This is a genomic window from Halobacillus amylolyticus, from assembly GCF_022921115.1.
GTDB classification, from domain to species: domain Bacteria; phylum Bacillota; class Bacilli; order Bacillales; family Halobacillaceae; genus Halobacillus_A; species Halobacillus_A amylolyticus.
This window is the reverse complement of the sequence record NZ_CP095075.1, coordinates 2,310,276-2,329,601: the sequence shown is the minus strand read 5'-3', so window position 1 is coordinate 2,329,601 and position 19,326 is coordinate 2,310,276. Positions and strand designations below refer to the sequence as shown.

At 41.7% G+C, this 19,326-nt stretch carries 18 protein-coding genes and 1 riboswitch; of the genes, 12 read left to right on the top strand and 6 right to left on the bottom strand.

Translation table 11 applies throughout. The features are described from left to right. Positions 1 to 2 precede the first annotated feature (2 nt). Complete coding sequence (locus MUO15_RS12005) at positions 3 to 236, top strand: hypothetical protein (protein ID WP_245029517.1); 234 nt, start codon at positions 3 to 5, stop codon at positions 234 to 236. A gap of 189 nt (positions 237 to 425) precedes the next feature. Here the strand turns inward: MUO15_RS12005 and MUO15_RS12000 are convergent, their stop codons facing one another. Then, positions 426 to 707, bottom strand: coding sequence for a hypothetical protein (locus MUO15_RS12000; RefSeq protein ID WP_245029516.1), 282 nt, complete (start codon positions 705 to 707; stop codon positions 426 to 428). 158 nt (positions 708 to 865) lie between these two features. On the opposite strand from MUO15_RS12000, the gene MUO15_RS11995 reads away from it, so the two are divergent. Next, the gene (locus MUO15_RS11995) at positions 866 to 1,855 is read left to right on the top strand and encodes a sodium:calcium antiporter (protein WP_245029515.1); all 990 of its coding nucleotides are present in this window, start codon (positions 866 to 868) and stop codon (positions 1,853 to 1,855) included. 41 nt (positions 1,856 to 1,896) lie between these two features. Here the strand turns inward: MUO15_RS11995 and MUO15_RS11990 are convergent, their stop codons facing one another. Next, a complete protein-coding gene (locus tag MUO15_RS11990) occupies positions 1,897 to 4,047 on the bottom strand; it encodes an MMPL family transporter (protein WP_245029514.1) in 2,151 nt (716 codons plus the stop codon). Between the two features lie 195 nt (positions 4,048 to 4,242). Between MUO15_RS11990 and MUO15_RS11985 the strand changes: the two genes are divergently transcribed. Continuing rightward, on the top strand, positions 4,243 to 4,881 hold the full coding sequence (locus MUO15_RS11985; RefSeq protein WP_245029513.1) for a uracil-DNA glycosylase: 639 nt from the start codon (positions 4,243 to 4,245) through the stop codon (positions 4,879 to 4,881). Between the two features lie 61 nt (positions 4,882 to 4,942). Here MUO15_RS11985 and MUO15_RS11980 read toward each other — a convergent pair whose 3' ends face one another. Together MUO15_RS11980 and MUO15_RS11975 are read right to left on the bottom strand one after the other, a co-directional pair. Further along, positions 4,943 to 5,605, bottom strand: coding sequence for a hypothetical protein (locus MUO15_RS11980; protein ID WP_245029512.1), 663 nt, complete (start codon positions 5,603 to 5,605; stop codon positions 4,943 to 4,945). Further along, positions 5,598 to 6,182 (bottom strand): sigma-70 family RNA polymerase sigma factor, encoded by a 585-nt coding sequence (locus MUO15_RS11975; protein WP_245029511.1) that lies wholly within the window; start codon positions 6,180 to 6,182, stop codon positions 5,598 to 5,600. Before MUO15_RS11975 ends, MUO15_RS11980 begins: the two co-directional genes overlap by 8 nt. Before the next feature lie 189 nt (positions 6,183 to 6,371). On the opposite strand from MUO15_RS11975, the gene MUO15_RS11970 reads away from it, so the two are divergent. Next, on the top strand, positions 6,372 to 7,277 hold the full coding sequence (locus tag MUO15_RS11970) for an SDR family oxidoreductase (RefSeq protein ID WP_245029510.1): 906 nt from the start codon (positions 6,372 to 6,374) through the stop codon (positions 7,275 to 7,277). 59 nt (positions 7,278 to 7,336) lie between these two features. On the opposite strand, the gene MUO15_RS11965 is transcribed toward MUO15_RS11970, so the two are convergent. Then, positions 7,337 to 8,377 carry a ribonucleotide-diphosphate reductase subunit beta gene (locus tag MUO15_RS11965; protein ID WP_396266221.1) on the bottom strand — a complete coding sequence of 347 codons (1,041 nt, stop codon included), beginning with the start codon at positions 8,375 to 8,377 and terminating at the stop codon, positions 7,337 to 7,339. Between the two features lie 15 nt (positions 8,378 to 8,392). Beyond that, positions 8,393 to 10,624, bottom strand: a complete 2,232-nt coding sequence (locus MUO15_RS11960) for a ribonucleoside-diphosphate reductase subunit alpha (RefSeq protein ID WP_396266219.1) — start codon at positions 10,622 to 10,624, stop codon at positions 8,393 to 8,395. Between the two features lie 229 nt (positions 10,625 to 10,853). Continuing rightward, a riboswitch (cobalamin riboswitch) is annotated at positions 10,854 to 11,033 on the bottom strand. A gap of 531 nt (positions 11,034 to 11,564) precedes the next feature. Here MUO15_RS11960 and MUO15_RS11955 point away from each other — a divergent pair. From MUO15_RS11955 to MUO15_RS11920, 8 genes are all read left to right on the top strand, one after another. Further along, positions 11,565 to 12,245: a class I SAM-dependent methyltransferase gene (locus MUO15_RS11955; protein ID WP_245029509.1), complete on the top strand. Its 681-nt coding sequence runs from the start codon at positions 11,565 to 11,567 to the stop codon at positions 12,243 to 12,245. A gap of 93 nt (positions 12,246 to 12,338) precedes the next feature. After that, on the top strand, positions 12,339 to 12,665 hold the full coding sequence (locus MUO15_RS11950) for a YnfA family protein (RefSeq protein ID WP_245029508.1): 327 nt from the start codon (positions 12,339 to 12,341) through the stop codon (positions 12,663 to 12,665). 241 nt (positions 12,666 to 12,906) lie between these two features. Then, a complete protein-coding gene (locus tag MUO15_RS11945; protein ID WP_245029507.1) occupies positions 12,907 to 13,629 on the top strand; it encodes a nucleotidyltransferase domain-containing protein in 723 nt (240 codons plus the stop codon). 170 nt (positions 13,630 to 13,799) lie between these two features. Beyond that, positions 13,800 to 15,194, top strand: coding sequence for an FAD-binding oxidoreductase (locus MUO15_RS11940; RefSeq protein ID WP_245029506.1), 1,395 nt, complete (start codon positions 13,800 to 13,802; stop codon positions 15,192 to 15,194). Continuing rightward, complete coding sequence (locus tag MUO15_RS11935; protein WP_245029505.1) at positions 15,191 to 16,177, top strand: bile acid:sodium symporter family protein; 987 nt, start codon at positions 15,191 to 15,193, stop codon at positions 16,175 to 16,177. The genes MUO15_RS11940 and MUO15_RS11935 overlap by 4 nt, the downstream gene beginning before the upstream one ends. Positions 16,178 to 16,333: 156 nt before the next feature. Beyond that, positions 16,334 to 16,891 carry a beta-class carbonic anhydrase gene (locus tag MUO15_RS11930; RefSeq protein WP_245029504.1) on the top strand — a complete coding sequence of 186 codons (558 nt, stop codon included), beginning with the start codon at positions 16,334 to 16,336 and terminating at the stop codon, positions 16,889 to 16,891. Between the two features lie 181 nt (positions 16,892 to 17,072). Next, positions 17,073 to 17,690, top strand: a complete 618-nt coding sequence (locus MUO15_RS11925) for a TetR/AcrR family transcriptional regulator (protein ID WP_245029503.1) — start codon at positions 17,073 to 17,075, stop codon at positions 17,688 to 17,690. Between the two features lie 49 nt (positions 17,691 to 17,739). Then, positions 17,740 to 19,197 (top strand): MDR family MFS transporter, encoded by a 1,458-nt coding sequence (locus MUO15_RS11920; RefSeq protein ID WP_245035993.1) that lies wholly within the window; start codon positions 17,740 to 17,742, stop codon positions 19,195 to 19,197. Positions 19,198 to 19,326: the final 129 nt, after the last annotated feature.

Below are 19,326 nucleotides of genomic sequence, written 5' to 3'. Positions count from 1 at the left end.
TATTGTTTTATTCGGTGACACTTCAAAAAATATTGATCATTACAGGTTGGGGCATCATTATTGGAGCAATTGTAGGATTTAGTGCCGTGCTTGGCTTTGACCTTGATGGATCTGTTTTCATCCTATCCATGTTTCTAAGTATTATTGGTGTATTCGTGGCAGCGATGTATGCTGAGCTTTATCATATACGTGAAGCCGTGAATAGACAGCGTAGGGAAACGACACAAGGAAATTAAAATAGCCAGACCCGAGAAGTATAAGTCGGGTCTGGCTATTTTAATTGTAGAGAAAGGAAAAAGCGAGAATCACAACGTATAAAATCCCAATCACAGAAATAATGATGTAACTTTGCCGAGTAAGTTTTTTAAAAATGATATAAAAGGTAGCTATAACGACGAGCAAGATAAAAATCCAATACACGATGCTCATGGTACGTACCTTTTCTTTTCCTCTTCATTCAGGTACCTAGTGAAGTAAGCGGCAAGTATGAGCAAGGCGGTTGTTACTATCCAGCTTCCTATACCTAGCAGATCGAAGGTGATGGCAATAAAGCAAACGATACCTACCATGTAAAGGCATATGGAAGAAAAGTACATCTTAAGTGATCCATAAGTGCCGGTACGTTGTTTGTATTTTTTCGCTCTTTTAATTACAAAGAATAAACTAATGATAAGAGCAACTATAAATAAGGTTTGTAGCAGTGGCATAATTGACCTCCCCATTATAATCATACTGCTCTTGTGTCATTTTTTTCAAGTTTATATAGAAACAAATTACCGTTTTGCAGGTGTTTTTTTCTTAGTTTGAACGAGTTTAATACAGGGAAGCTTTACAAAACAGGACAATCATTAGAGGAGACAGATAGATGAGCAGTTTATTGATTATATTATTATTTTTGATATCAGGTGCGGCAACATTTTTTATAGCTTCAAGGCTATCTGTGTTTGGAGATGCTGTAAAAGAGAAAAGTCAGTTTTCCTCCGCCTTTATGGGAGTAATCATTGGTGTGGCTGTCTCCCTGCCTGAGTTAACGTCAAGCATAACAGCCATTGCCATAGACTCTCCTGATCTTGCAGTAGGAAATTTAATCGGCAGTAACTTATTTAACCTAATGGGACTTGCCGTATTTGATCTTGTTTATCGCCGTCATCAAATCATGAATCATACAACGCAAGAGAGTAAACTGTACGGTTGGCTTGTTGTTATGATGACACTTATTGTATTGGCGGGATTAATGCTGACTCTTCCAGCACATTTTTATCATATAAGTTATACGACGATCATCATGACGTTACTCTATTTTATTGGGACAAGGTGGATAAACCGTCGGACAGACTACCAGGGCCGAAAAGTGAAAGTGGAGAATCGCAGGTACACAGATTATACGTATAAACAGGTGTTGAATCGCTTTATTTTAGCTGCCGTTGGAATTATGATCATGGGTACTATTTTAACAGTTGCTGCAGAGAGACTTGCTGTGATTACTGGTCTTGGTGCCTCGTTTGTAGGGTCTTTCCTTGTGGCGATTAGTACATCGTTGCCTGATGCAGTAAGTGTAGGCATTGCATTAAAGCTTAGAAACTTTAATTTGGGCGTTAGTTCTTTAATAGGAAGTAATGCGTTTAACCTAATGATTTTAGCTTTTACGGATATCATTTATCTTCAAGGGAATTTGTTAAAGGAATCAAGCTCTGCAAATTTAATTACAGGCGGAGCCTCGGTTGTGTTTATGCTACTTATTATTTATAGTATTACGCGCCGAAAAGCTAGATCAACATGGAGTTACATGATGCCTTCCCTTCTAATTATCTTGTGCTATTTTGTGACGACATACGCGGTCTTCCAACTTAATTAAGCCAAGTGCGCTGCCGTTCAAGCTGCAGCGCACTTGTTGTCTTAATGAGATTTCACCTGCTTCTTTTTCCTGCGAAAAGGCAGCCACCAATTCCAGTCGCCAAGCAGCTTCATTAAGCTTGGAACGAGAAGCAATCTAACAATTGTAGCGTCAATGAAGATGGCGATCGCAAAGCCAACACCGATTTGTTTAACGGGGACGACACCTGTAAAAGCAAACGCACCTGTAATCACGATCATAATTAATGCTGCGGAAGTGATAATTTTACTTGTATTTGCAAGTCCTTCAATCGTTGAGGTCGTATTGTTGCCCGTTTCTTGATAAAACTCATGGATGCGGGAAATGAGGAACACTTCGTAGTCCATGCTCAGGCCAAATACGAGGCTGAATACGATCACGGGAAGGATTAAGGAAATATCTGTTTCGTTCATTCCAAAATGTCCACCCTGGAAGAGCCATACTAAGACACCAAAGGTCGACGTTAGTCCAATGATGTTCATTAAAATCGCTTTTAACGGAATAACGATTGATTTGAACGCAATGGTTAAAATGATAAATGTTGAGATGAGGATAATCGCAAGGGTGATGCCAATTTTGTCAAAAATTTCAGTGTAAATTTCTTGATTGAACTTGGGCTGTCCGCCAAACATCGTGGGAACGTCCCATTCATACGTACTCCATTCAAGAAGCAGGTCTTGTGCTTTTTCTGAATTCGCTGTAACCGTGAGACTGACTGGGATCATCAACTGGTCTCCTGCAATAAATTGGTTAATGGCTGGTTCAAGCTGTTCTCTAGTCTGAGGCTGTTCGAGTGAAGCCGCGAGTTTGTCAGTTGATTCAATATTACTTGTCGTGTATAACGTTTGAGTCGATTCGACGATGTCGGGGTTGTTCAGTTTATCTTGAATTTGTTTCATTTGCTCTAAGCCATCAGCTTCAAGCCAGCCTCCTTCACGTTCAGCAATCACATAGGCCGTGCTCTTGCCTTCACCCATAAATTCCTTATCAATCTGTTCATAGGCTGCCCTTGAGTCATAACTTTCTGGCAGGGCCGTGATCGTGGGAATAGATAGATTCATATTTGTTACTGGAATGATCCCAATCAACAAAATAACCAAACTAACAACAGCAATGATGACAGGGTGTTTCATTACACCACGGCCAAACTTGCGCCATCGTGGTGTTGTATCTTTTTCAGAAGGAATAATGCGCCATTTATGAATGCGCGGTCCTAATATATAGAGCAAGGAAGGCAGCAATGTGAGTGAGTTGAGAACGGCTGCCAATATTACGACTGTGCCGCCTATCGCAATATTGGTGAAAATGTCTACTCGAATGATACTCATGGCTCCAAGTCCAATAAATACACAAACAGCAGAGAATAGGATTGACCGGCCAGCTGTCTCGATTGTCGTAATAAGAGCTGGGGCTTTTTCCTGCTTGTGCAATTCTTCCCGATAGCGGTTAATAAATAACAGGGCAAAATCAATGCTTAAGGCAAGTCCGATCATTGGGGCTATATTTAGGATGAAAATGGATAGATCCATTTCCCCTCCGACGAGAGCCAGCACGCCGAAGCCGATCACGATTGTTGTACCACCAATAATGAGAGGTAATAAAGAGGCAACAACTGTTCCAAAGGCAATCAACAGAATAAGCAGGGCAAAAGGCAGGCCGATGAGTTCAGCGCGCTTTAAATCATTTTGGCTTGCTTTGTTGATGTCCTCAGAAATGACGGGAGCTCCTGTTATTGTAATGTTATCGTTTGTTTCTGTAATGTTTTTGACCTTTTGAATAACTTCCGACATATCTAGTGATTCATCGTCAAAATTAATCGTTGCATAGGCGAGATGTTTCTTTCGCATCGACTTATCATCAAGTGGTGATTGCATAGCTGAGACCTCAGATAACTCATCGATATCAGCTAGTTTAGTTGAGATGGTGGATTGAAATTCTTCATTTGATTCGTCAGGGTCTTGTTCAAAAAGAACGAGAAGGGTTGAAGAAGGGAAATCAAATGTTTCACTTAAAATGTCTTCTACTTTTTCATATTCTCCGTCCGTTCTAAAACCGTCCCCTGCTAATAATGAAGGTAGCTGAATCGCAAAATAACTCATACCAACGGCGGCCACGATCCAAAAAGCGATCAAGATTTTATGAGCACGGACAATGAGTGAAGCAATCTTTCTCATGACCTATCGAACTCCTTCTATTAAATAAATCTACCACACAAATCATACCCTCTTTCACTGAAATTGGAAAACAATAACCCAGATGTACGATAAAGTGTAAACCACACGATAACAGGGAAACCTTAAAAATAGAATAAAATTCCACCTCAGGTCATCCAAATTATGGATGACCTGAGGTGGAAGGAGGTGGAATATATGGAACTTCCGGATTGGCTGCTTGACGAAGCTAGAGATCGAATGGAGTCTTATGATGTCGAAGGATTTGTACTCGGACAAGGCAATGAAAATGCAGAGATTGTTATTGTAGGGGAGGCACCCGGTGAGAATGAGGCGGTGGAGGGACAACCTTTTATTGGAAGGGCTGGTGATGAACTTGATAAGCAGCTAGCCTATGTGGGACTTAAAAGAGAGGAAATCTATATTACGAGTGCTGTACGGAGCCGCCCGTATAAGTGGGTGAAAACGAATAAGGGCGGGAAGCGTAAAGCTAACCGTAAGCCTAATAAGAAGGAAGTCTTAGCACATGCGCCTATCTTAGATTATCAACTTGAAAAACTATCACCTTCGCTCATTATTACCTTAGGCGGAGTCGCTTACGAACGTTTAACAGGTCGGGGGGATAAGCTGGCAGACGTCCTTGGTGAGGTGATCGAAACACCGATCAAGAAGTTTCAAGATGACGAATATCAGCTTTCATACGAGAAGTTTAGCATTTTTCCAATGTATCATCCTGCTGCTGTCTTCTATAATCCCAAAATTAAAGAGGATATTTATGCTTCCCTAGATAACCTTAAAGCTTATTTGGCTGATCATAGTCTTATAGAAAAGCCATAGGGAAAAACTTCCACCTCAGGTCATCCAAATTATGGATGACCTGAGGTGGAAGTTAATGGGGTTATTGGGCTGCTGGTAAGGGTTCTTTTTTCTCGAAGATGAAGTAGCCTTGTTGGCTAATTGAGCTTGAGCCGATGCCGGTGCTGCGCCTGCTGTGAATCGCAATTTTCTCTGAGGCATCCATTCCTTTAATGCTGTAAATATCTGCTTCAGGGAAGAAGGCATTATTTCTTTGCTGTTCTAGCGCTGTACTTGTCTTCACAGTGCCAATTACCTTGCTAAGCTCTGTCTCTGTCACGCGGTTTCCTGTTTGAGCGAACATGTCGTCTTCAAACATGACATAAGTTTGTCGAACCATTGTTGAGCTCTGTTTCTGTTCAGCGATATCCATGCTGCTCGTTTGCTGGATTGACTGGACATTCGTGCTCGACCCGCTCGTCTGCTGTGCTTTATGCTCAGTGACTAACGATCGCTCTGAGAGTGGGACAGACTTATGTGTGGTTGACTCGGAAGGTTGATTGCTTACCTGGAAGCAAAGAAAAGCGATGACGGCTACAGCAGGCATGGGAAAAGTGAGCTTCATCCATTTTTTTGCTGGCCTTTTCGCTGGGTGATGAGTGACTTGATGTATCATACTCTCAATATCCCGTTCTCTCATTGGAACCTTTTGATATTTCACATTATGATCCATTTTCTTTAATCGACGATCTAATAAATCATTCATCTTGTGAACCCCCTTCTGAGGTCAGCTGTTCTTGCAGAAGCTGACGTGCCCGCCTCAGTCTCGTTTTAACCGTGTTCGGACTGACTTTTAATACATGGGCAATATCTTTTACATCCAATTCCTCGAAATAATATAAAATAATCATTTCTCTATATTTGTCATCCAATTTAAGAACATGTTCAAGAAGCTCTTCATCCTCACTTTTATTAACCAGATACTCCTCTGGTGTGGCGTGTGGGGAAGGGATACTTCGGAAAACTTCTGTACTTTTCTTAATCACTCTTTTTATGTATGAACTCTTGAGATGATCCTTACATAAGTTTATCGTGATCTTATAGAGCCAGGTTTTAACACTGGATTGCTGCTTGAAGGTTGCATACTTTTGGTAGGCTTTAATGAATGTCTCTTGAGTTAAATCCTCGGCTAAGGAGTGGTCCTTCACATAAGAGTAGGCGAGCCATTTTAGGTCATGACTGTACACGTGAATCCATTCTTCAACTAACTCATTAATCGTTGGTTCATTCTGCTTCCCATTCGGCACTTGTGGAATATCTTCTGCTTGCTCTTTGCTAATCAACTTGTCCCACCTCATAGAATAGACGACACCCCTTTCAGTAAGGTTTTTATAAAATGAAAATTATATAGATTCCTATTAATTCTAGTTTAACATAGGATTTCCTATTGATTTTACATAGTTGGAAATTGGAAGGAATGAATAATGGATTTTAGGAGAAAGTAAAGGGATACTTTTACTGGAGGAATAATTATGTACCCTAAGTACCCTTACTACAAGGAAACCAACGAAACTAAAAAACAGCCATTGACCTTCAAGCCTCAACATCAAGGCCAACAACCTGGGATTGAAAATGCTATGGATCCAAAGCCAATTATTGAAAACCCCGATTATAACGGCAGTGAGAAATTACAAAACAAAGTGGCCATTATTACGGGAGGAGATAGTGGAATTGGTGCATCTGTCGCGATTGCCTATGCGAAAGAGGGAGCTGATCTAGTCATCCCATACTTTTATGAGCATGAAAACGAGGATGCGTTCCGCACGAAAAAACGGATTGAAGAACTTGGACGCAAGTGTCTTCTCATAACAGGTGATCTTCGGAAACCGGACCATTGTGAACACGTTATCAATCAAACGATAGAAAGTTTTGGCAAGTTAAATATTCTTGTCAATAATCACGGTGTTCAATTTCCGCAAACAAGTTTAACGAATATTACAAATGAACAATTTGACGATACATTTAAAACGAACATTTACTCCTTCTTTTACTTAGCAAAAGCAGCATTGCCACAATTAAACGATGGGGATGCCATCATCAACACGACGTCTGTTGTGGCTTATGAAGGCAACAAACAACTCATTGATTACACAGCTACTAAAGGGGCTATTGTAGGTTTCACCAGAGCCCTGTCCCAAAATATTGCAGATAAAGGTATTCGAGTAAATGCGGTTGCGCCAGGGCCGATTTGGACACCGCTTATTCCAGCGAGTTTTCCCGAGAAGGATGTTGAAAAATTTGGTGCGGATACCCCGATGAAAAAGGCAGGGCAGCCGTTTGAACTCGCCCCAGCCTATGTGTATTTATCCTCAGACGATTCCCGCTACGTTACCGGCCAAGTGATCCATGTGAATGGAGGAAAAATGGTAAGTTCGTAAATAAAACCCACCTCAGGTCATCCAAATTTTGGATGACCTGAGGTGGGTTAATTATCCAATTATAAGTCATCGAAGCCGTTGTCTTCTGAGACCTTTGTGTATTGTCTTGACTTCTGTTCGAAGAAGTCTGATTTCCCTTCATCGACTTCTTGATAGGCACGAATCCACTTGAGCGGATTCTCCTGGTAGCCGGGAAAGGGCTTCTCAGCACCCATCTGGCTGCAGCGGTTATTAGCCATAAACCGAATGTAATCCTCAAGGTCGCCAATCGGAATCCCTGGGAAGCGATCGCCGATAATATGATGGGCCCACTTTATTTCAAGTTCCGCCGCTTCAGCGAACGTCTCCGTTACAAACGTCTCATATTCCACACGATCGAGCTCCGGATTTTCAGTCAAAGTTTCCTTAAAGATTCGCGTAAACAAATTGACATGAATCTGTTCATCACGATTAATGTAATTGATCATCGTACTCGTCGATACCATCTTCTGATTGCGTGCCAAATTATAGAAGAATGCAAAACCCGCATAGAAGAACAATCCCTCAAGCACGACATCATACACCAGTGATTTTAAAAAGGTCTCGAGTGTAGGCTCGTCAGCGAAAGACTGGTAACCGTCCGTTATAAACTGGTTTCGCTCGACCAGTACCTCGTCATGCTTCCAATATTCAAAAATACGTTCCTGCTCACTTTGATCAACGAGCGTTGACAATACATATGAATAGGACTGATTATGGACGACTTCCTGAAAAGCCAGCACCTGCATTAGTGCCGACAAGCTCGAATCAGTCAGATAGTCCGTAACCTTTCCAGCATAATCGGTTTGAATCGAATCAAGAAACGCAAGCAAACCGATAATTTTTTTAAAAGAAGCCTGTTCTTGGTCCGTTAACTGAGGCCACTGTTTTAAATCATTGCTCATATTAATTTCGTTTGGAATCCAAAAGTTCGCGAGCATTCGCTTGTACATGGGATAAGCCCAAGAGTAACGGGTATCATCCCAATTGAGTACGTTTGAGCTTCGGCCGTTAACAATGCCTGTCGAAGCATTCGGCGCTTCAAGATCGACAAGTTTTCGCTTATGAATGGCAGTATCCAATTCCATCAACCTCCTTTAGGATGAGCAGCTCTCACAATCGTCATATTCCCCTTGACTAGAGGTAGAGCGCGTATAATAAGTCGTCTTCAATCCCTGTTTCCAAGCATCCAAATGCAGGGCAAGCAGTTCCTTAGCTTTAATTGAGTTACGAACATAGATATTGAAGGATATCGACTGATCGACATATCTCTGGCGCGCCGCATTCTGCCTTATGCTTGTATGCTGATCAATATCGTACGCTGACTTATAATACCAATACGTTTCTGCGCTTAAATCTGGGGCCGTCACAGGAATTTTGTAATCCTTTTTCTCCTCGGAATAAAACTTTTTGAAAATCGGATCAATGCTCGCTGTGCTTCCGGCAATAATTGAGGTGCTGGAGTTCGGGGCCACAGCCATTAAATATCCATTACGCATTCCCCTCTCGGCCACGTCACGTTGCAACTGTTCCCAGTTCCAAGTACTATCTTGATCAAACGACCGTTTAACAAAAAATGCTCCTGTATCCCAATCCGACCCTTCAAATAACGGATAACTTCCTTTTTCGCGGGCAAGCTGGTTGCTGGCAAGGATGGAGTAGTAAGCAATTCCCTCATACACTTCCTTCGTATAGTCAACTGCTTCATCTGATTCCCAGGCGATTTTTTCCTGAGCGAGCAAGTGGGCCCAGCCAAACGTACCGAGGCCAATGCCGCGATAGGATTGATTCGTTAACTGTGCTTGTTTTACAGGAATCGAATTTTGATCAATGACATTATCAAGCATCCGGACTTGGATCGGAATCAGCCTTGCAAGAACACCAGCTGGAACCGCGCGACCTAGGTTCACACTTGATAAGTTACAAACAACGAACTCACCTGGTTCTTGAACAGTAATGATTTTGCCATCCTTAATGTATTGCTCCTCCTGTACGGTAGGGCTCTGATTTTGAGTGATTTCCGTACACAAATTACTGCAGTATACCATCCCTTTATGGCTGTTTGGGTTCATGCGATTGACTTCATCACGGTAAAACATGTATGGTGTTCCCGTTTCAAGCTGGCCAACCATGATTCGCTTCATCACTTCAATCGCGGGTACGATTTCTTTTGACAAATCAGGGTTCTCAACACAAGCGTAATAACGCTGACGAAACGAACCATTCCCGCGTGCTTCATCAAAATGATCTTCGAGTGAAAAGCCCATTACGGAGCGAACTTCGTGTGGGTCAAACAAGTACCAATCCTCACGCTTCTCAACGGCTTCCATAAACACATCCGGAATCGATACGCCTGTAAACAAATCGTGTGTCCGCTGTCGTTCGTCACCATTATTCAATCGACTGTCGAGGAAAGGGAAAATATCCTTATGCCACACATCAAGGTATACAGCCACCGCCCCTTGCCGTTGACCGAGCTGATCCACACTGACGGCCGTATTATTAAGCTGCTTCATCCATGGTAGCACCCCGGAGGAAACGCCTTTAAAGCCACGAATATCACTGCCGCGGCTGCGGATTTTTCCTAAATAAACACCGATTCCGCCACCGTGTTTGCTCAAATTTGCCACATCCGTGTTCGTATCATAAATTGACTGCAAGCTGTCATCGACGGTATCAATAAAGCATGAGCTCAGCTGACCATAACGTTTGCCTGCATTTGCCAAAGTCGGTGTCGCCACCGTCATATAGAGATGACTCAAGGCCCAATACGATTCTTTTACCAAATCTAAACGTTTCGAATGATCTTCTTGTGCCATTAACGTCATCGCAATGATCATAAACCGCTCCTGAGGAAGTTCAAATACAAGCCCTGATTTCGATCGCGCTAAATATCGATCCCCGAGCGTTTTTAAACCAATGTAAGTAAACAAATGATCACGATCAGGCGCAATCGCTGCTTCAAGCTCATCGATTTCCTGTTTCGAATAAGAAGTAAGTAGATTCGAACTATAAATTTCCTCGTCCATTAACAACTCAATCAAATGATGCAGTCCCGCATAGGGCTCATTTATCCCGCGATTACGGACCGACTCCTCATACATCAGCTCAAGCTGTATCCGCGCTGCGAGATATGTCCAGTCCGGTTCCGTCTCACTAATCTCCGCCAAACACTCCAAGATCAGCGCCTTCGCCTGCTCATCGTGCCCCATCTGACCCAGATTCATTGAAGGCAGCTTGTCCAACAATCGCTGGATATCAAGCGACAGGAAATTTCCCCTCTGACGTTCCAACCAATCATGCCAATCTAATGTATGTACCATCTCCATCAAAATCACTCCTTTACAACAGCTTTTGGAAAAGGTCATGTGGGAATCCCTGATGAGAAAGGGTCCGCCACATCGCATTCACGCTGTCTGAATAATTAGCCATAAAAAAATCCGCTCATTAAATTGAGCGGATGAAACCATGAAACGAAAGTGTACACGTCCCCAAATAGCAAATGAAGACGCCTGTTCATTCCATCGCCTCATCTTCTCAATCCCCGAAGAAGTAGAAACTTTCTAGCGTAGAAAGACAGGTCTCCTGACTTAACGCTCATTTCGACTCCGGCCCTTCCCATGCATTTGTGCACAGTGGATTCTCCGTTTCGAGAGCGATAACAGTTGCGGGGGCAGTTCCGGACTTACACCGGATTCCCTATTAAGCCTAGTGGCATCTTCTCTTCGCTAATACAATATATAGTGTTATTTTAATGTTTTGTTAGCTTATCTTGTGTTTTTATCATAACGAAGATTGTAGAACCGTGCAACAGTTTTTTACTGAATGGGAATAAAGAAGTGTTAAATGTAACGGATCACAGAGGAATAGAATGGCAGATGTAGAATTACTACTAAGAGGGAGTGAGAAAGGGGAGAACCGTGTGCCCATCGATAATTCATCTATTTCATTATTCCTCTGATTTTATCGATTATGGCTGTATCGGATTACTATGGGCCATGAAGTCTAAGCGAAGATACTTGATCCTATTCTCCTTGTTATAGTCGGTGGTATCATTTACTTTTATGGGGCGTTTGGCGTTCTTGAAGGAATTGCTGTATCCACGGTGATTGGAATTCCCCTGATTTCGCCGGATATATAGTTTGCTGATTCCTTTAATCATAAGTTTTTGTTAAGTATTGAGAAAGCAGCGTACTCTTAGTAATACTACTTACCCTATAAAGCGTTCCAGCAAATTATAAACACGAAAACCATAAGGAGGCAACATTAATGAATTCATTCAATTGGCATCAGGAGGCAGAAAAACAATGGGACGGACGAGCAGAATTCTGGAATGCCAACAGCAAGAATATGTGGGATGAGGGCAGTCGAAAAACGATCATTCCTTTTTTGCAGAAACATGTACAAATTGGGAGTAAAGTAGCTGACCTCGGATGTGGCGACGGATACGGGTCTTACAAGCTTGGAAAGGCAGGATATACCGTGACAGGGCTCGACCTTTCTGAGGATATGATAAAACGGGCTAATTCCCGGCTTGAGCAAGATAACTTGCAGTTCGTTCAAGGGGATCTCGTTAATCTCCCTTTTGAAAAAGAGAGCTTTGATGGAATTATGGCCGTGAATAGTCTGGAATGGACAGAAGTACCTTACAAGGGACTTGAGGAAATGAAACGCGTACTTAAACCAGGTGGGAAGCTATGCATCGGGGTGTTAGGTCCAACTGCGAAGCCTAGAATGAACAGTTATCGTCGCGTTTATGGAGAAAAAGTAATCTGCAACACAATGATGCCGTGGGAGCTTGAGCAAATGGCTGGGGAAACAGGCTGGAAACTTACAGACGGACATGGCGTTTATAAACGTGAGGTGGAGAAGAAGGACTTGTCTGGTTTACCCGTTGAACTTCGACAAGCGTTAACGTTTATGTGGGTCTTTATTTTTGAAAAGGAGTAAAAGGCCGTTCTATTTCACTACTATTGGTTGTTTACGGAAGTTAAGAAATTACACCCGGGTAAATCCTGCTGTAAAAAAGAGGTGGAGTTTAGAATGTTCATGGTGTTTATGCTGTTTCTTTTAGCCGGACTCGCTGAAATTGGCGGTGGCTATCTCATTTGGCTTTGGCTTAGGGATGGTAAACCTTTTTATTGGGGGATAGTTGGCGGATTTTCTCTAGTTATGTATGGGGTGATCGCAACGTTTCAAACCTTTCCTTCGTTTGGAAGGGTGTACGCAGCCTATGGAGGAGTTTTTATTATATTATCCGTCCTTTGGGGATGGCTAATTGATAAGAAAACCCCAGATACATATGATTGGGTTGGCGCGGTAATATGTTTAATAGGAGTGTCTGTGATGTTATGGGCACCCCGTAACTAGTTGTTAACTTAAATATCTCAAAGCTTTTAAAGAAAATTGCAGTGCCAACTTATCTGGCCTATGGTTCTTTTGAGAATATAAATGAAAGAGAACGTAAAATTACATACAAAAATATCCGTAAGCTGAAGCAGAAAGCACTCCCTGTTGAATACAGAAAGTCGTGGAGGACATTATGTGCATTGGAGTGACCCAACACTGCTGCCCGATATGAAAACTTTTTTAGAAAAGGGGGTGGAGGAAGATGAACCAACGACCACATCCGATAGAATCGGCGAAACAGTTTATTAAGAAACAATTCCCTAACTGCACAGGAGCATTACTTTCCGGGAGTGTTGTGCGCGGAGAAGAAACGGCAACATCGGATTTAGACATCGTTATTTTTGACGAAGGATACAAGAGTTCATATCGAGAATCACTTGTCGACCAAGGATGGCCGATCGAAGTGTTTGTTCATAATCTGAGTTCCTATAAGGAATTTTTTAAGAGTGATGTAGATCGTGGCAGACCATCTTTGCCCAGGATGGTGGCAGAAGGGATCATAGTAAAAGAGCATCCCTTTATTTTTGCTGTTAAAAAAGAAGCGGAGCAGCTTTTGGCGAAAGGCCCTGAAGAATGGTCTAAGAAAACAATTGAGGTAAAGCGTTACTTCTTAACAGATACCTTAGACGACTTCTTAGGAAGCTCTAAACGAGAAGAGGATCTATTTGTTGCCTCAGTGCTAGCAGAATTACTTATTGAATTCTACTTAAGAACAAATCAACAATGGACTGGGCAGTCAAAATGGACGATACGCGCGTTGAGGCAATACGATGAAAAGTTCGCTGACCGAATAGTAGAAGCCTTCGACACTTTTTATAAAGTGGGCGATAAAAAGCAAGTGATAGCTATTGCAGACAGCGTGCTAGAAAAATATGGGGGGCGTTTGTTTGCAGGATTTTCCGTGGGAAAAGCTAAGGCTCTCTGAAGATGTGAGATTTTATTAAAAAACTCAAGATTCCTATAACGATGTACTGGTCCATTCTTTGAGAGTAGTAAACAAATGTTGCTGGCTTCATCGTGTTGTTGTAATTATCTGATTATTTAGTATAATTGTAGTTGCTAGATTTAGCTCACCTTATAGAAGGAGACTTACATATGAACCTAACAGAGAGCAACTTATACGAAGAATTAAGAGGATTTTTGCAAGACCATCAGGTAACGAAAAATGAAACTCAAATTGAACAACACAGTCATGATGAATCCTATCATAAAGCTAGTTCACCTAACTTGGTCGTTTTTCCAGAGAGTGCAGACGAGGTGAGCGCTGTTGTTAAAGTTGCAAACGCGTATAATACACCAATCGTTCCTTATGGACTTGGAACCAGTTTAGAGGGGCATGTGATTCCATATCAACATGGGATTACGATAGATTTTTCACAGATGAGTAAGGTGTTAGAGATCAAGGAAAAGGATTTTCTAGTCAAAGTTCAGCCAGGTGTCACGCGATCACAGTTGAACAAGGAACTCAAAAAATATGGACTTTTCTTCTCGGTTGATCCAGGTGCAGATGCTACGCTCGGCGGTATGGCTGCTACCAACGCTAGTGGTACGACGTCCGTAAGATACGGTGTCATGCGTGATCAAGTACGTGATTTGGAGGTCGTTCTTGCGGATGGGGAAGTGATCCATACAGGTAACATGGCACAAAAATCGTCATCAGGCTACAACTTAAATAGTCTCTTTGTGGGGTCAGAGGGGACGTTAGGCTGTATTACAGAATTAACGTTAAGGGTTTATGGTAATCCTGAGCATGTTGTTGCTGCTAGAGCATCATTTCGAAGCGTGGATGATGCAGTTGAAGCGGTTGTATCGATTTTGCAGGCAGGTGTTCCGATTGCCCGGGTGGAGCTTGTCGATGAGCCTTCAATGAAGCAAGCTAATCTGTTTAGTGAAACAAATTACAAAGAACAACCTACTTTATTTTTAGAATTCCACGGTAATGAAGCAGGACTGAACCATGACGTAGAATTCACAAAAGAAATTGTAAAAGATCACCACTGTGAGGGCATTGATTTCGAGGATGATAATGCAGCGAGAAACCGCTTATGGGAAGCGAGACACAATCTTGCGTATGCTTATGTCCATGGAAATCCAGGTAAAAAGTTGATGGTTACAGATGTCTGTGTTCCTATTTCCGAATTGGCTGGTGCGATCAAACATGCCAGGGAACAGGTGAATGAATTAGAGCTTAATGGAGGGATTCTTGGCCATGTAGGTGATGGAAACTATCACATTCTGCTTATGTTAGATATGGATAACCCTGAGGAAGTGAAAAAAGCGGAAGAATTGAATGAGAAAATTGTTGAATATGCTTTACAACGTGGCGGCACCTGTACAGGTGAGCATGGAGTAGGTGTAGGGAAAATGAAATATCAACAAAAAGAACATGGTCAAGCGTTACAAGTGATGGAGAAAATCAAACTAGCCTTAGACCAAAAAGAGATTCTTAATCCTTACAAGCTTGTCCATCAAAAAAGGAGCAGCTTATGAAGCTTTTAGAGACGATTAGTAACCTAGCAGGAAAGTACTTTGCTTTTTGGGTCATTGGAGTGGCTGCTGTAGCCTATTTTATACCGGAACCTTTCCTCTTTTTAAATAGCTATATCACGATCCTGTTAGGGGTAGTAATGTTTGGAATGGGGCTTACACTTAAACCGGTTGATTTTAAGTTAGTTGCAAGCAAACCACTTCCTGTGATTATTGGTGTACTAGCCCAATTTTTAATTATGCCGCTAGCAGCACTCGCAATTGCATTTGCGCTAAATTTACCTAATGAACTAGCTGCAGGGTTAGTGTTACTAGGTTCAGTACCTGGTGGAACTGCTTCAAATGTAATGGTTTATTTAGCCAAAGGGAATCTGGCCCTCTCAGTGGCTATGACGTCCTTTTCTACATTGCTTGCTCCTGTCGCCACACCACTGATTTTATTGGCGCTAGCTGGGCAGTGGTTACCTGTGGATCCGATTTCCATGTTTATTTCGATCGTTCAAGTCATCATTATTCCGATAACGCTCGGTATTATTATTAGAAAGTTACTCCCAACAGTCGTTGATAAAAGCAGTTCGGCTATCCCGCTAATCTCAGTAGTTGCCATCATTGTTATCGTATCTGCTGTCGTATCGGCAAACGTTGAGAGCATTGCAACGTCAGGCCTGCTTATTTTCTCAGCCGTTATGATTCATAATCTAACAGGGCTTCTACTAGGATATGTGACCGCATTACTTATGAGATTGGATGAAAGCAAACGGCGCGCCATTTCAATAGAAGTTGGGATGCAAAATTCTGGGCTTGGTGTAACCTTGGCTGCTGCACACTTTGGTCCGTTAGCCGCGTTACCTAGTGTCATCGCAGCCGTATGGCACAATATATCTGGCCCAATTCTCGCAACATTTTGGTCAAAAAAACCAGTGGATACTGAAGAAGATTCACCAGTCAACCCTATCGAGCCTCGGGTGCAAAATGTAGGAAAATAGATAGAGAAAAAGGCTGCAAACTCATTCGGGCTTCTGTTGCCTTTTTTTGTTAAGCTGGAATGATGATAGAATATATATAGAAGTTTGCTTTTTTTGATACAATAGTATGAAAGCAACTGGAAGCAAATTTTAGTATAAAAAAAAGGAGTGCATCACATGTCCGTAATGGATTCTATATTGGCCTACAATAAACAGTTTGTGAAAAACAAGGAATATGAAAGATATGAAACTACAAAATTTCCGGATAAAAAGATGGTGATCTTGACTTGCATGGATACAAGACTCTTGGAATTGCTTCCTCGGGCTATGGATTTGAACAATGGTGATGCAAAAATCATTAAAAATGCTGGTGCCATTATCTCTGATCCTTTTGGGAACACGATGAGAAGCATTATTGTAGCACTGTATGAGTTGCAAGCCGATGAAGTAGCTGTGATTGGACATTATGGCTGCGGCATGACTGGCTTAAAGTCTGAACCTATTATTGAAAAAGCTCTAGAACAAGGGATGGATCCTTCCAGTCTAGATGATTTAAATTATGCCGGTGTTGATGTGGAAAAGTGGCTTCAAGGCTTCGAGGATGTTGAAGAGAATGTGCGTAACAGTGTTGATATCATTCGTCGTCACCCGTTTCTACCCGCCAACACTCCGGTCCACGGACTTGCCATCTCCCCTGAAACGGGAGAACTCACTGTCGTTGAGAAAGCTGAATAGCGGCTTAAAATAAGTGATTCCAGAAGGGTGTCTGTTTCCATTGTGCTAAAGCACGGAGGAAGCAGGCACCCTTTAGTGTTGAATGAATTTGTTACTGTTGACATGTGACACACTGTCATTTATAGTTGATCTTGTTCTTATATGACATGTTGTCACTTTTTAATGGATTGGGGGAGAAAAAGTGCCTAAACAAACGTTTTTTAATTTAAAGGAAGAAAAAAGGCAAACGTTGATAGATGCGGCAAAAAAAGAATTTTCAAGGGTGTCATTATATGATGCATCCATTTCAAATATTCTTAAGACAGCAGGTATCCCAAGAGGGAGCTTCTACCAATACTTCGAAGATAAGGAAGATATTTTCTTCTATCTGTTAAATGAGGATGCTAAAGAGAGGCATGAACATTTCGTTTCTTATTTAAAGAAATATGAGGGAGATTTATTTGAAACGATGACAGGTTTATTTCAAGATGCACTGGAGTACTCCCAAGACAGAGGAAAAAATGACTTTATTAGGAATGCTATTTTAAATATGAACTATAAAATTGAAAATACATTTGCTAAAGTTTTGAGCGAGGAAACATTTAGTAACCGATATACGGAAATTTATCATTTAGTTGATACCAAAAAACTGAACATAACAAGTGAGCAAGAATTATTTCATGTTTTGCAAATAATTGTAGCGGTGACCATGCAGAATCTTGTTCAAAGCTTTGCAAGGGATTTACCTATAGATGCAGCAATGAAAAACTATACGGTAGAGCTAGGCTTGCTAAAGAAGGGACTTTTGAGTAAGTCCTGATATAGAAGAAAATTAAATGGAAGTTAACAATAAAGAAAGAAGGAAGAGTATGGTCAACAATAACAATCAAGCACAGTCAGGAGAAACCGTCAATAAAATACCATTAATGCTTGTTTTAATTTCAGGGGCTTTTGCGGCCATATTGAATCAGACTCTTTTAGCGACAGCCTTACCGCATATTATGGCCGATTTGAATTTAGAAGCAAATACAGCCCAGTGGCTAACGTCTATTTTTATGCTGGTAAATGGAATTATGATCCCGATCACGGCCTTTTTGATCGGCCGTTTTACAACGAGAGCTTTGTTTTTGACGGCGATGGGCCTTTTTGCTGTAGGTACGTTGATTTGTGCTATTGCACCAACCTTCTCCTTATTGATGGTAGGGAGAATTATTCAAGCTTCAGGTGCTGGAATTATCATGCCATTGATGCAAACTATACTATTTCTCATTTTTCCTGTTGAAAAACGAGGGACAGCGATGGGGATGTTCGGGTTGGTTATTGCTTTCGCGCCGGCAATAGGTCCAACTTTATCAGGTTGGCTTGTGGAACAATTTCCGTGGAGAAGCTTATTTTATGTGATTTTGCCTATCGTCATCATTGATTTCATTCTCGCTTATATCCTTCTAAAAAATGTGACCGAACGGACATTTCCGAAGCTTGATATCTTATCCATCATCCTCTCTTCCTTAGGGTTTGGCGGTTTGTTATATGGATTTAGTTCTGCTGGCAGCAGTGGGTGGAGTGGTCAAGAGGTCATTATCTCTATGGTCGTTGGTGCTCTTGCCCTGACTTGGTTTATCCTTAGACAGACGAAATTAAAACAACCGATTCTTGAATTCAGGGTATTTAAATATAAAATGTTTACCCTAACTACCGCCCTTGGTATGGTTGTATTTATTGCTATGATCGGGGCAGCTACGGTTCTCCCGTTGCTTATGCAAAATATGCTCGGTTTTACAGCATTTGAATCAGGGTTGGCGCTATTACCAGGTGCGCTGTTAATGGGGGTTATGAACCCTGTGACCGGACGGGTGTTTGATAAATTTGGTGCGAAGTGGCTTGCGATTATTGGATTAGCTATCCTAACCATTACCACGTTCATGTTTACCAACTTAACAGCTCAGACAACATTTACCTATATAGCGGTGGTCAATGCGGTCAGGATGCTTGGTGTGGCAATGGTCATGATGCCTGTAACCACAGCCGGATTAAATCAGCTGCCACAGCGTTTAATCCCCCACGGAACAGCGATGAACAATACCATGCGCCAAGTATCAGGGGCAGTCGGAACGGCCTTGCTCGTAACGGTCATGGTAAATAATACACTGCCAGAGCAAGGTGTAAATGGACTGGTACATGGTGTGAATATTTCATTTATCGTAGCAGGTATTACCTCAATTATTGGTCTCGTACTATCGTTCTTCATAAAACGCTCACGTCCAGAAGAAGACGATCCTGATCAAATTAAATCAAAGGCAAACAATCGGACAGTTACCGAAAGCTAACTACTATAGGAAAACGACCACTTTTTTGAGTGGTCGTTTTTTACGTTGGATTTTTTAATAAAATGTTCTTTCCAGTTTCTATTAAATAGGACGAGTTTCCTCTGAATATCATGGTCTATAGATACTGCT

Bases quoted from the DNA above. Each gene is read 5' to 3' on its own strand.
- MUO15_RS11955 (WP_245029509.1), top strand. From the start codon at position 11,565: ATGAATTCATTCAATTGGCATCAGGAGGCAGAAAAACAATGGGACGGA.
- MUO15_RS11930 (WP_245029504.1), top strand. From the start codon at position 16,334: ATGTCCGTAATGGATTCTATATTGGCCTACAATAAACAGTTTGTGAAA.
- MUO15_RS11960 (WP_396266219.1), bottom strand. From the start codon at position 10,624: ATGGAGATGGTACATACATTAGATTGGCATGATTGGTTGGAACGTCAG.
- MUO15_RS11970 (WP_245029510.1), top strand. From the start codon at position 6,372: ATGTACCCTAAGTACCCTTACTACAAGGAAACCAACGAAACTAAAAAA.
- MUO15_RS11950 (WP_245029508.1), top strand. From the start codon at position 12,339: ATGTTCATGGTGTTTATGCTGTTTCTTTTAGCCGGACTCGCTGAAATT.
- MUO15_RS11980 (WP_245029512.1), bottom strand. From the start codon at position 5,605: ATGAATGATTTATTAGATCGTCGATTAAAGAAAATGGATCATAATGTG.
- MUO15_RS11935 (WP_245029505.1), top strand. From the start codon at position 15,191: ATGAAGCTTTTAGAGACGATTAGTAACCTAGCAGGAAAGTACTTTGCT.
- MUO15_RS11940 (WP_245029506.1), top strand. From the start codon at position 13,800: ATGAACCTAACAGAGAGCAACTTATACGAAGAATTAAGAGGATTTTTG.
- MUO15_RS12000 (WP_245029516.1), bottom strand. From the start codon at position 707: ATGCCACTGCTACAAACCTTATTTATAGTTGCTCTTATCATTAGTTTA.
- MUO15_RS11985 (WP_245029513.1), top strand. From the start codon at position 4,243: ATGGAACTTCCGGATTGGCTGCTTGACGAAGCTAGAGATCGAATGGAG.
- MUO15_RS11920 (WP_245035993.1), top strand. From the start codon at position 17,740: ATGGTCAACAATAACAATCAAGCACAGTCAGGAGAAACCGTCAATAAA.
- MUO15_RS11990 (WP_245029514.1), bottom strand. From the start codon at position 4,047: ATGAGAAAGATTGCTTCACTCATTGTCCGTGCTCATAAAATCTTGATC.
- MUO15_RS11995 (WP_245029515.1), top strand. From the start codon at position 866: ATGAGCAGTTTATTGATTATATTATTATTTTTGATATCAGGTGCGGCA.
- MUO15_RS11945 (WP_245029507.1), top strand. From the start codon at position 12,907: ATGAACCAACGACCACATCCGATAGAATCGGCGAAACAGTTTATTAAG.